Below are 13706 nucleotides of genomic sequence, written 5' to 3'. Positions count from 1 at the left end.
CGATCATGACTTTGAACGCTGTACTCATCGCCAACCGCGGCGAAATCGCCGTCCGCATCGCACGCACCGCCCGCGACATGGGCATCCGCTCCATCGCCGTGTACTCCGAACCCGACACCGGCGCACTGCACACCCAAGTCGCCGACGAGGCATACCTTTTGCCCGGCAAGACATCTGCTGAAACGTACATGAACATCCCGGCGCTTATCGAGATCGCACACCGCGCCGGTGCCGACTGCCTCCACCCCGGCTACGGGTTCCTCTCCGAAAATGCCGACTTCGCCCGCACCGTCGAACAGGCCGGCTTGACGTGGATCGGCCCGTCGCCCGACGCGATCGAGCTGCTCGGCGACAAACTCTCGGCCCGCGCGCTCGCCGTCGAGGCCGACGCTCCGCTGGCGCCGGGTACCGGCGAGCCGCTCGAGACGTGGGAGGAAGCGCGCGACTTCGCCGACGAACACGGCATGCCGATCGCCATCAAGGCAGCATTCGGCGGCGGTGGCCGCGGCCTGAAGGTCGTGTTCGACGAAGCCGACATCGAGGAAGGCTTCGCCTCCGCCGGCCGCGAAGCACGCGAGGCGTTCGGGCGCGGCGAGTGCTACGTGGAGAAATTCCTCGTCCACCCCCGCCACGTCGAAGCGCAGGTGCTTGCCGACGCCCACGGCAACGTCGCCGTCCTCGGCACCCGCGACTGCTCCACCCAGCGCCGCTTCCAAAAACTCATCGAGGAAGCCCCCGCACCGTTCCTCACCGACGAGCAGCGCACCGCCATCGAGGAGGGTGCGCGCGGGATTATCCGCAAGGCCGGATACCAGTCCGCGGGCACGGTGGAATACATCGTCTCCGAAGACGGCACTGTGTCATTTTTGGAGGTCAACACCCGTGTTCAGGTCGAACACCCCGTCACGGAGGCTGTCACCGGCGTGGACATCATCGCCGAGCAGTTCCGCATCGCCGACGGGCTGCCGTTGTCCTTTGTCGGCGGAGACACGACCGACCCGGCAATTAGCGGCCACGCATTCGAGTTCCGCATCAACGCCGAGGACGTCACCAACGGCTTCGCCCCTTCGCCGGGTACCGTGACGCGTTTCGACGTCCCCACCGGACCCGGCGTGCGCATCGACACCGGCGTGCGCACCGGCGGTGAAATCCCGCCGTACTACGACTCCCTGATGGGCAAACTCGTCGTGTGGGGCCCGGACCGCGACACCGCGCTCGCTCGCGCGAAGCAGTCGCTGTCCGAGTTCACCATTGAAGGTGTGCGCACCGTCATCCCCTTCCACCGCGACATGGTCGAAGCCCCTGAGATCACCGGCGATTCCCTCGACGTCTACACCGACTGGGTGGACCACAACTACTCCCCGTCCGCCAACCACAACGGGGTCGACATCGAGCACATCTACGACGAGCGCCGCGACGTCGTCGTCGAAATCGACGGCAGACTCCACACCATCGGCTTCCCGGTCGCACTTCTCGGTGCGGGCGGCGCCTCTGCGGACACCGGCTCAGACGCGGCCCCCGCCGGAGACGCGGCAAACGCCGTAACGACGAAGTACGAGGCAACCATCGTTGAATGGCTCGTCGACGACGGCGATGTCGTCGCAACAGGCGACCCCATTGCCACCATTGAGGCGATGAAAATGGAATCGCAGATCAAGGCCCCCCGTGACGGCCAAATCTCCCTCGCGGCCAAGCAGGGCGAACGTGTGAAAGCCAACGCGACGATCGCCACTATTTCCTAGCCGAACAATCGGTCCATCACCCCGTGGTCGGTGTTTTTCATCGGGTAGCCGCGGGGTGAGATCCATACTGGGGCGCCCCGGATCATCGCGATCCGGCCGCGCTTCTTCCGCCACGGGTCATCGTCGTTGACCCGGTTGTGGTAGCGGCACAGCGGCGCCAGGTTGTCCAGATTGGTCTCACCGCCGTGTTTCCACGCGGTGACGTGATGCAACTCGCAGGCATCGGCTCCGTGCCGGCAGCCGGGGAACGCGCACACCGGCGAGACCATCTTCGCCAAATCGCGCTGCTTCTTATTCGCCCGCCGCTCGGTCCGGTACAGATTCACCGCACCGGCCTCCGGGTGAAACGCAGCCACCTCGAGGATGTCGCCGAACTGGGCGGTAAGAAACTCCGCACCGGTCATCGTCGTCCCATCCGACAACGCCAACACGACGTCGTCGCCCTCGCCGGCCATAATCCGCCCGAAATCCGGCAGCCCCACCGCGAGGATCGGACGCGGCACCGCACGCGCCACCCCGCCACCGCCGAAAAAGATCGACGCCAAATTCTTAGCGATCTGCTCCGCGGCCGGCTTCGCGGGATCGATGCCCTGGCGTCCGGCGAACTCGATATCGGTGATCTCGCGTTCGTCGAGGGTTAAATGCAGCGTCTTCTTCCCGTTGCGGGCAGGGCCGAACTTCGCAGCATCCGATGCTGGCGCGTCATTGGCCGGTACTACCTCGCGGGCGGCGCGCTCGATCGCCCGGTAGCCACCGTCGACCTGAAGCAGCGACAGCCGCAGCCCCCACCGCGCGGCCACATCCGACACCTTCGCGATGCGGCGTTCAATCAGCAGCAGTTCATCCAACGAAAACCCGCTCGCCCGCGCAAGCGCCTCACGCTGCTTGCGGGTGAACTTCGTGGGCCCGAAATACACCGCCTGCAGCCGCGATAACGCCCGCGCCCGGTCCGGGGCGAAGCCTGCGGCCAGCGCAACGTCGAGGTCGAAGCCGGCCAGCGTCTCCAACGCTGACGCCGACATCGCCTCCACGAGTGCTGCAAACGAATTCATGCCCCAAACACTAAACAGCCCACCCCAAAGCACAAGACCCCGCCGAAAAACTGTGGATAACTCGTCGAAAAGCACGTGCTAGTTATCCACAGAAAGCACGGTGATGTTGCCAGGACCGGGTTTTGTTGCTCCAGTGCTCCCGTCCGGCACGTGTGCGCCCCGGTCGGCGATCACCGACTCCAACACCGCACCGGCAGGCACACGAACGTCGCCGATGAGGATGCTGCGGCGCACTGTCGCGCCCGCCTCGACGACGACACCAGGACCGATGACGCTGTGCTCGACGTTGCCGGACACGTTTGCGCCGGGGCACAGCAGGCTGTCGTGGACCTCCGCCTGCGCATGTACGCGTGCAGGTGGCGTGGTGTGCACCTTGGTCACCAGGGGCCAGTCGGGGCGGAAGATGTCGAGGCCGTGGCCGTCGATAAGTTCCATATGCGCCTGGAAATACGCGTCGATCGTGCCTAAATCTCGCCAATACCCCTCCATGCGGAACTCGTGCACGGTGCAGTTTTCGACCATGTACGGCACGATCGTGTCGCCGTAGTCGGCCAACTCCTCGCCATCCGAATCGGAGCTGACCAGCGCGTCGCAAGCTTTGCGCAACGCCGTGACAGAGTAGACGAACACCTCCGTGGCCACCACAGACCCCGACGGCGACTCCGGCTTGTAGTCGTACGTGACCACTTCCCCGTCTCGGGAGGAGACGACACCGTAGCGCGACGGGTCCTCGGCAACCTCGGTGGTCACGACCGTCAGGTCACTGCCGAGACGGTCGTGCTGCTCCAACACGTCCCGGAAATCCAGCTGGTAGAGGTGATCCGCGCTGCACACCACAAGGGTGTCCGCGCCGAAGCGCTCGACCTCCTCGAGGTGCTGGTAGAGGGCGTGGCCGTTGCCTTCGGTAAAGCCGTCGCCCTCGCCGCCCTCGCGTGGTGGCAGCACGCGCAGCCCGTCGCGCGTGCCGTCCAGGTCCCACGGTCTGCCGCCCGCGAGGTGGCGATTGAGGTGGTTCGGCAGGTACTGCTCGGCGATCCACACATTGCGCAGACCGGAATTGGCCAGGTTGGACAAGGTGACGTCGATAAGCGAAAAGCTGCCGGCAAGCGGCACCGCGGGCTTCGGGCGGTGATCGGTCAGCGGACTGAGCCGGGAGCCGCGGCCGCCGGCGAGAACAAGAGCAACCGTCGTGCGTGTCATGGCACCTGATATACCAGGTCGCGCGCGTCCGTGATGAGCATCTTGCCCGGAGCGTGGCAGATCGCAAGATCAGGCTTGGACGACATCACGATCGACTGCGGCGTCACCCCGCACGCCCAAAACACCGGCACGGTGCCGGGCGGGATGTCGATAGCTTCGCCAAAATCGGGCGCACCCAAATCGGAAATGCCAATCGTGGCCGGGTCCCCCACATGCACCGGCGCGCCGTGCACCGCCGGGTAGCGCGACGTGATGCGTACAGCGTCAGACACCAACGACGCCGGGATCGGGCGCATAGAGACCACCATCTTGCCGCTGAACACGCCCGCTGGTTCGCACTCGATGTCGGTGCGGTACATCGCAACGTTTTTGCCCTGCTCGATGTGCGGTAGCGGCACGCCGTTGTCCAAAAGCGCCTGCTCGAAGGTAAACGAACAGCCGATCAAAAACGCGACGGTGTTCTCGGTCCAGTAGGAGGAGGCGGTGAGGGGTTCGTCGATAAGCGAACCGCGCTCGTAGACGCGGTAGGCGGGGATGTCGGTGCGGATGTCGCCGCCGGCGAGCAAGTCCGAGGAGACCTGGCCGGGCTCGAGCACGCCGAGGACCGGGCACGGCTTCGGGTTGCGTTGCGCGAATAAGAGGAAGTCGAACGCGTAACGACGATCCAGCGCAATCAGGTTCGCTTGGGCGAATCCTGCGGAAAAGCCCGCCGTTGTCGCCACATCAGTGGTGCGGAACAACGCGCGGGCCTTCGCCGGGGTCATGGATGCGGGCTGCACTTACGACCACACCGCCGGCAGGTTGGAGATCGAACCCCAGCCCATCCACACGCAGCCGATGAGCGTAATGGCGCCGAGGGCGAGCATCCACACCGGTGGCTTGTAACCGCGCAGCAGGTCGCGGCGGAAGAAGCCGGCGAAGAGCACCACTGCGAAGCCGATCGGCAGGATCAGGCCGTTGAACGCGCCGGCGAAAATCAGCAGTCGCTGCGGGGCGGAACCGAGCAGCAGGTAGATCACCGCGGAGATGACGATGAAGCCGACGGTGAGCCAGCCGCGCTTCTTCGGGTCGAACCCCTGCTTAGTCAAGAACGAAATCGAGGTGAACGATGCGCCGATGACTGACGACAGGCCCGCGGCCCACAGCACGAGGCCGAAGGCGCGGCGTCCGAAGTCGCCAGCGGCCTGGTAGAAGACGTCGGCGGCGGTATTGTCCTCGGACAGTGCGACGCCCGTTGCGACGACACCGAGCACCGCCAGGAACAGCAGCACACGCATGATGCCGGTGACGATGATGCCGGTTACCGCCGAGCGCGAGACGTAGTCCATGTTCTCGGGGCCGGTGTGGCCGGCGTCGATAAGCCTGTGCACGCCGGCGAAAACGATGTAGCCGCCGATGGAGCCGCCGATCAGGGTGGTGATCACCTTGAAATCCACCGCATCTGGCGCGACGGACTGGCGCATCGCTTCCGCCACCGGCGGGTTCGAGGAAATGGCGACGTAAAGCATGAGCAAGATCATCATCGCGCCGAGGATGCCGACGATGACATCGAGCGCGGCGCCCGCTCGCTTCCAGAGGAACACGACGATCGCGATGATCGCGGAGATAGCGCCGCCGATCTTCGGGTCGACGCTGCCGCCGGTGAGTGCCTGTACGCCGAGGCCGGTGCCGGCGATGTTGCCGATGTTGAACACCAAGCCGCCGATGCCGACGAGGATCGCCAGGAACCAGCCGAGGCCGGGCAGCAGCGCATTCGCCATTTCGCTGGCGCGCAAGCCGGATGCGCCGAGGATGCGCCAGACGTTGAGCTGGATAACGACGTCGACGATGATGGACAGCAGAATCGCAAATGCGAACGCCGCGCCCATCTTCGCGGTGAAGACGGAGGTTTGGGTGAGGAAGCCGGGTCCGATGGCTGAGGTGGCCATGAGGAAGATGGCGCCGATCATCGGCCCGATGCCCCGGGCCGCTGCCGGTGGCTTTGCGGGGACATCGGCCGCGGTGGAGCCGCCGGTTTGGGGGTCTGGAGCGGTCACGGGGCACCCCTTTCAAAAGTTCGGAAATGTGACGTACGAGATATTAGGGCATAAAAGCGCCCTGGGATACATACGTCACACCCGGGTTACCCCTTAGGAGACCTTGAACTCCGCCATTTCGTCCCACTCGGTTTTGCCCTCGATGAGGGTGTTGATGATGGTCGGGGTCTCCTTCAGGATCGTCGGGAAGAACTCCTGCGCCGCCTTGAAGTGCTCGGAGTTGACGTGTGCTTCGGCGGCGTCGTCCTGGAAGGCCTCGATGAGCAGGTACTCGTCGGGGTTGTCTTCGTTGCGGTACCAGTCGAAGAAGATGTTGCCCTCTTCGGCGCGGGAGGCGTCGGTGAAGTCTTTCACCAGTTCGCGGAAGTTTTCCACGTGTTCGGGCAGGGGCTTGAATCGCACGTTGATCAAAATCATGCGCCCCACCCTACGCGGAGTTAGCCTTCGAGCTCTTCGCCCAGTTCAAGCCATTCCATCTCGAGTTCTTCGCGGACGTCTTTCACCGCGTTGAGTTCTTTGGTTTTCGCGCTGATGGCCTCAAAGTCGCCGGCTTCCGACAGTGCGGTGATCTCCTGCTCGAGGGCGTCGGCACGCTCGTTTTCCTTCGCGATCTTGCGCTCCAGCGACTTCATCTGCTTTTGGATCTCGCGCTCTTCCTGCGAACTGAGGCCCGTTTGCTTCTCGACGACCTCCTGCCCCCGCTCCCCCAAATCCAACGGTCCGGTCGCGGTGTCTTCGGCTGCCCTGCGGTCGAGGTACTGCTGGATGCCACCGGGCAGGTTGGTGAGGTTGCCGTCGCCGAACAGCGCGTAGGTGTTATCGGCGATGCGCTCGATGAGGTAACGGTCGTGGGAGATGACCACGAGTGTGCCCGGCCAGGAGTCGAGGAGGTTCTCTAGTTCTTGGAGGGTGTCGATGTCGAGGTCGTTGGTGGGCTCGTCGAGAAGCAACACGTTCGGCTCGCTCATGAGCACGCGCGTAAGTTGCAGGCGGCGCCGCTCGCCGCCGGAGAGGTCGCGCACGGGTGTGCGCTGGCGTTTCGGGGAAAACCCGAGGCGTTCGGCGAGTTGGGAGGCGGACAGTTCGCCCTTGCCGAAGGAGATGTAGGTGGCGACGTCTTCGACGGCGTCGATCACGCGGCGCTCCGGGTCGAGGTCATCGAGCTCCTGCCGGAGCCAGCCGATACGCGTGGTTTGTCCTTCGATACGTTTGCCGGCTGCGAGCGGGTATTCACCGGCGAGGGTGCGCAAAAGCGTCGTTTTGCCTGAACCGTTGACGCCAACCAGGCCGATGCGCTCGCCCGGCGCGAGGCGCCACGTGAGGTGGTCGACGAGGGTGCGCCCGTCGGGGGAATCGATGCGCGCGTCTTCGAGCTCGATGACCACCCGACCCTGGCGCTGCTTGGAAAAGGCCATGAGTTCGACGGTGTCGCGCGGCGGCGGCACGTCCTTGATCAAGGCTTCGGCGGCTTCGATACGGTAGCGCGGCTTCGAGGTGCGCGCCGGTGCGCCGCGGCGCAGCCACGCCAGCTCCTTACGGGCGAGGTTTTGGCGGCGTTGCTCGATGGCGTCGGCTTGGCGGGCGCGCTCGGCGCGTGCGAAGGTCCAGTCGTTGTAGCCGCCCTCGTAGACGTCGACGGTGCCGTCGTGGACCTCCCACGTGAGTGTGGCCACCGTGTCGAGGAACCAGCGGTCGTGCGTGACGACGACCACCGCTAACTTGCGCGAGAGCAAGTGGTCGGCGAGCCACTGCACGCCTTCGACGTCGAGGTGGTTGGTCGGCTCGTCGAGCACCACCAGGTCCAAATCCTGCACGAGGGCTGCGGCGAGGTTGACGCGGCGGCGCTCGCCGCCGGAGAGGTTGCCCACCTTCGTGTCCAGCCCGAGATCGGCCACCCCGGTGCCCTGGAGCACCTCGCGCACCTTGGCGTTCGAGGCCCATTCAAAGGTCTGCAGGCCGAGTGGTTCCACGACGGCCTGGCCGACTGTGAGCTCTTCGTCGAGGTCGAACCGTTGGGTCACCACCGCCATACGCAGGCCCGAGTTATGGGATACGCGCCCCGCATCTGGCGGCTCGATGCCGGTGAGCACTTCAAGCAGGGTGGTTTTTCCGCCGCCGTTGACGCCGACGATACCGATGCGGTCGCCGGTCTGCACGCCGAGTGAGACGCCGTCGAGCAGCGTTTTCAGCCCCCAGGTTTTGGAGACGTTTTCCAGGTTGATCAGGTTAGCCATATCGGGTGCATAGTCTACGCACCTACCTCGTCACACCAGCATGCTGTGCAGGCCGCGTGCCCGCTGCAGGTGCGCGACGATATGCGCGCACGCCAGCGCGTCCGAATCTGCCCGGTGGTGTTCAAGCGCGAACCCCGGCGCGCAAAACTCTGCGACGGTGGGCAGGGTGTGGTCGGCAAGGTGCGGCAGCAGCCGGCGCGTGGTGCGGCAGGTGCAGTAGAACCGCTCGGGGTACGTGCCGGTGTAGTAGTAGCGGTCGAGCCCGCGCCACACGGACGCGTCGAAGGTGGCGTTGTGCGCGTAGACGGGCCGGTCGCCGACGAAGTCCACGATGTCGTCGGCGATGTCGAACCAGCTTGGCGCATCCTCGATGTCGCCGCGGTCGATGCCGTGGATGTGGCTGAACTCGAAGACGATGTACTCCTCCGGCGGGCGCAGGTACGTGCACAGGGTGTCCACGACCTCCCCGCCGGCCACCTTCACCAACGCGACCTGACAGGCGGATGCGCCGGAGATGCGGTTGGCGGTTTCGAAATCGACGGCGACGAATTCGTCGCACAGCAGCTCGTCCCTGCTCGGGATCCAGCGAGCGGGTTTGGCGGGCTTCGGGGCGCGGGCGCGGCCGGTCAATTCGGGGCGTGGGGTGCGCGGTGTGAGCTTCTCGGCAGCGACGAGGTCGCGCCAGCGGGCTGTGTGCGGTGCGGGGTCTCCCCCTGCCCGGCGTGCGAGGGATTCCTCTGCCTTAGCGAGCCGCTTTTCCAGGTTCACCCGCATGTCCGGGTGTGGTGCGGGCATGCCAAGTGCGAACCAATCGCGGATGACGGCGGCTGCCTTGTTGTGTTGGCCGAGGGCATGGTGCAGGCCGGCGACCTCGGCGACGTAGAGCTCAAGTGCGCTGGACGGGTCCGCAAGCGCGGCGTCGCGCATAGCAACAAGGCACTCTTCGGCAAGGGCGAGCGCGGCGCGCAGTTCGCGCCCGCGGCGCAACTGGGCGATGCGCGGCAGGTGCTCCCAGATCGGGCGACCCTTCACGTATGGAGGCGCCCAAGGCACAAGGCCAGCGAGCGAGGTTTCGACGGCGGAGGTCGCACCGTTGAGGTAGTTGCGGGTGGCGTCGAGAAGCGGCATGCGAATGAACCTACGCAGCGCGACGACGCCCACCACAGAAGTTAGAACACGTTTTCGACCACAGCGCCCTGATCAGGGCCTTCAGCGACGAACACCTCGTACCCGTCGAAGTGCTCGGCAAGGTGGTCGGCGACCCACTGGGCGTGCTCGAGGCTGTCGCATAAGACCGCCACCGTGGGGCCAGAGCCGGAGACCATCGCGCGAAGCCCGGCGTCGGCGGCGACGTCGAGCAGGCGGGCCAGTTGCGGGCGCATCGCAAGTGCCGGGCCCTCGAGGTCGTTGTGCATCGCCGCCGCCACCCGCGTCGCGTCGCCTGTGGTCAACGCCTGCGACAGCGCTTGGGTGTTCAGGTGCGGCACGAGGGTCGCGTTGTTGTGGCGCATGTCGTCGAGAAGCGAAAAGGCTTTGCCCGTGGGGATACCGACCTTCGGATTGACGAATACCCAGTGCAAACGCCCGCGCGAGAGCATAGCGACGAGTTCGTCGCCGCGGCCGGTGCCAAGTGCCGTGCCGCCCATGAGCGAAAACGGCACGTCGGCGCCGAGGGAGGCGGCGAGGGCGAGCAGGGTGTCGTCGTCAAGCGGGGTGCCATAGTCCGCCACCAGCGCGTTTGCAGCGACGAGCGCGGCCGCCGCGTCCGCCGAACCGCCCGCCATGCCGCCGGCGACGAAGACGTGCTTGTCCACCTCGATTCGCACCTCAGGCAGCGCTACCCCGGCGCGCGTGGCAACGGCGTCGACGGCGCGCCAGGCGAGGTTGCCGGGGCCGTCGATGTCCTCGTCGGGCGTGTCGACGAAGAACGTGGTCGACATCGAGCGCACAATCGGGCCGTCGGTCATCGTGTCGGAGGCGATGAGGGTGACGCGCTCGCGGCGGTCGACGGCGTGGAAGACGCTAACTAGCTCGTGGTAGCCGTCGGCGCGGGCCTCGCCGACGCCGAGGTGCAGGTTGACTTTGCCCGGCGCGGAGGCGACATACTTATGCACCACGGCCGAGCCTCACAAAGTCGTCGACGGTGAGCTTTTCGCCGCGCAAGCCCGGGTCGATGCCCGCGGCGCGCAGGGCGGCCTCGGCATCGGCGGCGGAGCCGAACTGGCCGGCAAGCGTGGAGCGCAGGGTTTTGCGGCGCTGGGCAAAGGCGGCGTCGACAAGCGGGAAGACCTTCCCCCGCAGTTCGCGGGGGTTGGTGTCGTCGACGTCGATGCGCACCAGACCCGACTCGATGTTCGGCGCCGGCCAGAAGACGTGTTTGCCGATCGTGCCCGCACGCGAAACCTCGCCGTAGAACGCCGCTTTCACGCTGGGCACGCCGTAGATCTTCGAGCCCGGCTCCGCGGCCAGGCGGTCGGCGACCTCTTTTTGCACCATGACCAGCACGCGCTTGATCGTGGGGAACTCCGCAAGCAGGTGCAACAGCACCGGCACGGAAACGTTGTACGGCAGGTTGGCCACCAGCGCGGTCGGCTCGGCGTCGAGGTCCGTGCGGCTGACCTTCAACGCATCGGTGTTGACCACGGTGAGTCGCTCGGCAAACTCGGGTGCGCGAGCCGCGACTGTGGCGGGCAGGCGCCCGGCCAGGCGCGGGTCGATCTCCAACGCGATGACGCGCGAAACCGTATCCACGAGTCCGAGCGTGAGCGAGCCCAAACCAGGCCCGACCTCCACGACGACATCGTCGGGCGAGAGCTCTGCCGCACCGACGATCATGCGCACGGTGTTCGGGTCGTGTAAAAAGTTCTGACCGAGCTTCTTCGTCGGCGTGACGTCGAGTTCGGCGGCCAGTTCACGGATCTCGGCTGGGCCGAGCAGGTGCGATGCCGCCATTTAGCGCAGGCCCAGACGGGCGGTGCAGGCCGGCCATGCGCCCCAGCCCTGCGCGGCTTGGGTCTTTTCCGCGATGGCGATCTGCTGTTCGCGGGTGGCCAGGTCCGCCGTCGGCGCGTAGGCGGTGCCGCCGTACGCGGCCCAGGTGCCCTGGTTGAACTGCAGGCCGCCGTGGTAGCCGTTGCCGGTGTTGATGGACCAGTCGCCTCCGGACTCGCAGGCCGCGATCGCGTCCCACACCGAGCCGTCGGCCACAGCCGGTGCGGCGGCGCCTGTGTTGCCGGCACGTTCGTCAGCCTTCTTGGTGCCGCGCGCGATGACGGCCGGCTTCGCCTTCTTCGTTTCCTTCTCTTCGGCCACGCCTTCGGACTCGACGACGCCGTTGACGCTCACGGTGCGGTGGATGACCTGCTTTTCGCCCTGCACGCCTTCCTTACGGATCTCCTCGACCCCCTCGTCGAGGTTCTCGTCGTCGACGTACTCGGCCGGCTCCTCCACCACAACGGTCTCGGGGCGGTCGGTGGTGGTCACGCGGTCGAGGACGATCTCCATGCCGGGCACGATGTCGTCGGTAAGCGCGTGGCTCACACGGTCATCGGAGTCGAAGGTCACGCCTCGCGCGGAGAGCAGGTCGCCGACGGTCTTCGCGGCGGCGGAGACGTAGGTCAGCTCGCCGCCGTCGCGCAGCGCGACGATCTTGGGAGTGGTCACGTCGACGTTGAGCCCCTCGGTCACAGTGTGGTCGCGGTCGAGGTCGACGCCGGCTGCGGTGGCGACACCGGCCTCGTCGAGCAGCTCGCCGACAGTCGAAGCGGTGGAGGTGATCTGCTGCGCGACACCGTCGACGACGACAGCTACCGGCTTCGCGGTGCGCACCGTCACGGTCTCGCCGCGGCCAATCTTCTCCCCCGGCGCCGGGTAGACAAGGTCACCGTCCGCGACCTGCACACCGGCGGACTCGAGCGCGCCAGCTACGTCGGAGGCGAAGGTGCGCACGTTGGTTTCCTCACCGTTGACGTCGACGGTGACCTGCTTCTGCGACGCCACCGCGGTCCCCGCGCCGCCGACCAGCACAGCGCCGGCGACGGTACCTACCGCGACGCGTTTCGCGGCGGAGTTTTTCGGGTTAATCCGCTTGATCTGACGGGACATGCGCGCTTCCTCCGAAGGGTGAACGTTAGATAACTTCGGTAACAATACGGTAACGCCCGCCCGGATTCAAGGACCCGCGCCGAGCAATGTCCGAGGTCACACCCCGTACACGCGAGCAAACGTCTCACTTATCTCACGTGCCACATCGGCCACTTCCATGCCGCGCGCGTCGGCAAGCACCTTGGCCGTATGACCGATCAACGACGGCTCGTTTTTCGCCCCGCGGAACGGCTCCGGCGTCATATACGGCGCGTCCGTTTCCACCAGCAACTGACCCGCCGGCGCAAGCGCGGCCGCCTGTCGCAACTCCTCGTTGCGCTTGAACGTGACGTTGCCGGCAAAACTGAGCACGTAGCCGCGCTCGATCGCTTCGCGCGCGACATCCAGCGGCGAGGAAAAGCAGTGCAAGATGACGTGCTTGGGACGCGGGGCGTCGTCCAGGATGCGCAGCATGTCGGCGTCTCCCTCGCGGTTGTGGATCATCAGCGCCTTGCCCGACTGCACCGCGAGGTCGATGTGGAAACGGAACGCCTCCTCCTGCACCTCGAGCGGCGCGGTCCCCTCGGCATCGTGCTTCAGCCAGTACGTGTCGATGCCGGTCTCCCCCACCGCCACGCAGCGCTCGTCGGCGGCCATGGCGGCAAGGCGGGCGCGGGCGTCGTCGCCAAGCTCCTGCGCCCTCGTCGGGTGGATCGCGCACGCGGCGAAGACACGGTCGTTGAAGTGCGCGGCCTGAAGCGCGAGTTCCGCCTCCTCGAGGCCGTCGCCGACAGTGCAGATGCGCTCCACCCCGGCGTCGAGGGCACGCGCGACAAACGCGTCGACGTCGCCTTTGGTGCGCGCCCCGCACGAGGCGAGGTGGGTGTGCGCGTCGATGAGGTGCTCGATGCGTTCAGCGGGCACGGGTGTGGGACGTGGCTTCTTTTTGCTCATACGATGCACCCTATGGCATTTCAAGACATCGACTCAGCCACCCAACGCCAAATCGACGCCGACCTCGCCGAAGCAGCCGGACGCGGCGTCAACGGCTCGCCTGCTGACATCGTCGGCTCGTTCGAGGCGGAACTGACCGACTACCTCGCACTTCCCCGCGACGTGCAGCGCGCCTTCCCCCGCGGCGACACCGCGCGCCTTTACGGCACCGCGCTCGGCCAAGCCCTGGTGCGGGAGGGCTTCGCGTGGCAATTGCTTGTCGACGACTACGGCACCGACCTTGTCGTCGTCAAAGATCCCGGCGGCGCGGACGAAAAGTACACCGCGCCACTGGTCGTCGTGGACCAGCGCTTCGAAGACGAGGAACCCGGCAAACTCACCGAGTTCCTCGCGCAGTTCCTCTAG

13 protein-coding genes are annotated in these 13706 nt (G+C 66.2%); 2 read left to right on the top strand and 11 right to left on the bottom strand.

What is annotated here, in order from left to right; translation table 11 throughout:
- Positions 1 to 5 precede the first annotated feature (5 nt).
- Positions 6 to 1742 (top strand): acetyl/propionyl/methylcrotonyl-CoA carboxylase subunit alpha, encoded by a 1737-nt coding sequence (locus IAU68_RS03335; protein WP_171194489.1) that lies wholly within the window; start codon positions 6 to 8, stop codon positions 1740 to 1742.
- On the opposite strand, the gene IAU68_RS03330 is transcribed toward IAU68_RS03335, so the two are convergent.
- From IAU68_RS03330 to IAU68_RS03280, 11 genes are all read right to left on the bottom strand, one after another.
- Positions 1739 to 2794 carry an HNH endonuclease signature motif containing protein gene (locus IAU68_RS03330; protein WP_171194490.1) on the bottom strand — a complete coding sequence of 352 codons (1056 nt, stop codon included), beginning with the start codon at positions 2792 to 2794 and terminating at the stop codon, positions 1739 to 1741. The two genes, IAU68_RS03335 and IAU68_RS03330, sit on opposite strands and share 4 nt — an antisense overlap.
- Before the next feature lie 78 nt (positions 2795 to 2872).
- Positions 2873 to 3994 carry a glucose-1-phosphate adenylyltransferase family protein gene (locus tag IAU68_RS03325; protein ID WP_171194491.1) on the bottom strand — a complete coding sequence of 374 codons (1122 nt, stop codon included), beginning with the start codon at positions 3992 to 3994 and terminating at the stop codon, positions 2873 to 2875.
- Positions 3991 to 4758: a putative hydro-lyase gene (locus IAU68_RS03320; RefSeq protein WP_171194492.1), complete on the bottom strand. Its 768-nt coding sequence runs from the start codon at positions 4756 to 4758 to the stop codon at positions 3991 to 3993. The genes IAU68_RS03325 and IAU68_RS03320 overlap by 4 nt, the downstream gene beginning before the upstream one ends.
- Positions 4759 to 4773: 15 nt before the next feature.
- Positions 4774 to 6030 (bottom strand): NRAMP family divalent metal transporter, encoded by a 1257-nt coding sequence (locus tag IAU68_RS03315; protein ID WP_407928721.1) that lies wholly within the window; start codon positions 6028 to 6030, stop codon positions 4774 to 4776.
- Positions 6031 to 6123: 93 nt separating this feature from the next.
- A complete protein-coding gene (locus tag IAU68_RS03310) occupies positions 6124 to 6447 on the bottom strand; it encodes a putative quinol monooxygenase (RefSeq protein ID WP_171194493.1) in 324 nt (107 codons plus the stop codon).
- Positions 6448 to 6467: 20 nt separating this feature from the next.
- Positions 6468 to 8264, bottom strand: a complete 1797-nt coding sequence (locus IAU68_RS03305) for an ABC-F family ATP-binding cassette domain-containing protein (RefSeq protein WP_171194494.1) — start codon at positions 8262 to 8264, stop codon at positions 6468 to 6470.
- Between the two features lie 30 nt (positions 8265 to 8294).
- Positions 8295 to 9392 carry an exonuclease domain-containing protein gene (locus tag IAU68_RS03300; protein ID WP_202880300.1) on the bottom strand — a complete coding sequence of 366 codons (1098 nt, stop codon included), beginning with the start codon at positions 9390 to 9392 and terminating at the stop codon, positions 8295 to 8297.
- 41 nt (positions 9393 to 9433) lie between these two features.
- Positions 9434 to 10378 (bottom strand): 4-(cytidine 5'-diphospho)-2-C-methyl-D-erythritol kinase, encoded by a 945-nt coding sequence (locus tag IAU68_RS03295; protein WP_231699082.1) that lies wholly within the window; start codon positions 10376 to 10378, stop codon positions 9434 to 9436.
- Positions 10371 to 11216 carry a 16S rRNA (adenine(1518)-N(6)/adenine(1519)-N(6))-dimethyltransferase RsmA gene (gene rsmA, locus IAU68_RS03290; protein WP_171194496.1) on the bottom strand — a complete coding sequence of 282 codons (846 nt, stop codon included), beginning with the start codon at positions 11214 to 11216 and terminating at the stop codon, positions 10371 to 10373. Before rsmA ends, IAU68_RS03295 begins: the two co-directional genes overlap by 8 nt.
- Positions 11217 to 12368 carry a resuscitation-promoting factor gene (locus IAU68_RS03285; protein ID WP_171194497.1) on the bottom strand — a complete coding sequence of 384 codons (1152 nt, stop codon included), beginning with the start codon at positions 12366 to 12368 and terminating at the stop codon, positions 11217 to 11219. It lies immediately after the preceding gene.
- 96 nt (positions 12369 to 12464) lie between these two features.
- On the bottom strand, positions 12465 to 13301 hold the full coding sequence (locus IAU68_RS03280; RefSeq protein WP_171194498.1) for a TatD family hydrolase: 837 nt from the start codon (positions 13299 to 13301) through the stop codon (positions 12465 to 12467).
- Positions 13302 to 13313: 12 nt separating this feature from the next.
- On the opposite strand from IAU68_RS03280, the gene IAU68_RS03275 reads away from it, so the two are divergent.
- Complete coding sequence (locus tag IAU68_RS03275; protein ID WP_171194499.1) at positions 13314 to 13706, top strand: DUF3806 domain-containing protein; 393 nt, start codon at positions 13314 to 13316, stop codon at positions 13704 to 13706.

It is taken from the genome of Corynebacterium lujinxingii (assembly GCF_014490555.1).
In the GTDB taxonomy this organism is placed as follows: Bacteria; Actinomycetota; Actinomycetes; order Mycobacteriales; family Mycobacteriaceae; genus Corynebacterium; species Corynebacterium lujinxingii.
Note: the sequence above shows the minus strand (reverse complement) of the source record. Positions and strands in the feature narration are given on the sequence as shown.

Excerpts from the sequence above, each read along its gene's own strand:
- IAU68_RS03300 (WP_202880300.1), bottom strand. The coding sequence starts at position 9,392 with ATGCCGCTTCTCGACGCCACCCGCAACTACCTCAACGGTGCGACCTCC.
- IAU68_RS03280 (WP_171194498.1), bottom strand. The coding sequence starts at position 13,301 with ATGAGCAAAAAGAAGCCACGTCCCACACCCGTGCCCGCTGAACGCATC.
- IAU68_RS03335 (WP_171194489.1), top strand. The coding sequence starts at position 6 with ATGACTTTGAACGCTGTACTCATCGCCAACCGCGGCGAAATCGCCGTC.
- IAU68_RS03285 (WP_171194497.1), bottom strand. The coding sequence starts at position 12,368 with ATGTCCCGTCAGATCAAGCGGATTAACCCGAAAAACTCCGCCGCGAAA.
- IAU68_RS03320 (WP_171194492.1), bottom strand. The coding sequence starts at position 4,758 with ATGACCCCGGCGAAGGCCCGCGCGTTGTTCCGCACCACTGATGTGGCG.
- IAU68_RS03275 (WP_171194499.1), top strand. The coding sequence starts at position 13,314 with ATGGCATTTCAAGACATCGACTCAGCCACCCAACGCCAAATCGACGCC.
- IAU68_RS03325 (WP_171194491.1), bottom strand. The coding sequence starts at position 3,994 with ATGACACGCACGACGGTTGCTCTTGTTCTCGCCGGCGGCCGCGGCTCC.
- IAU68_RS03310 (WP_171194493.1), bottom strand. The coding sequence starts at position 6,447 with ATGATTTTGATCAACGTGCGATTCAAGCCCCTGCCCGAACACGTGGAA.
- IAU68_RS03305 (WP_171194494.1), bottom strand. The coding sequence starts at position 8,264 with ATGGCTAACCTGATCAACCTGGAAAACGTCTCCAAAACCTGGGGGCTG.
- rsmA (WP_171194496.1), bottom strand. The coding sequence starts at position 11,216 with ATGGCGGCATCGCACCTGCTCGGCCCAGCCGAGATCCGTGAACTGGCC.
- IAU68_RS03330 (WP_171194490.1), bottom strand. The coding sequence starts at position 2,794 with ATGAATTCGTTTGCAGCACTCGTGGAGGCGATGTCGGCGTCAGCGTTG.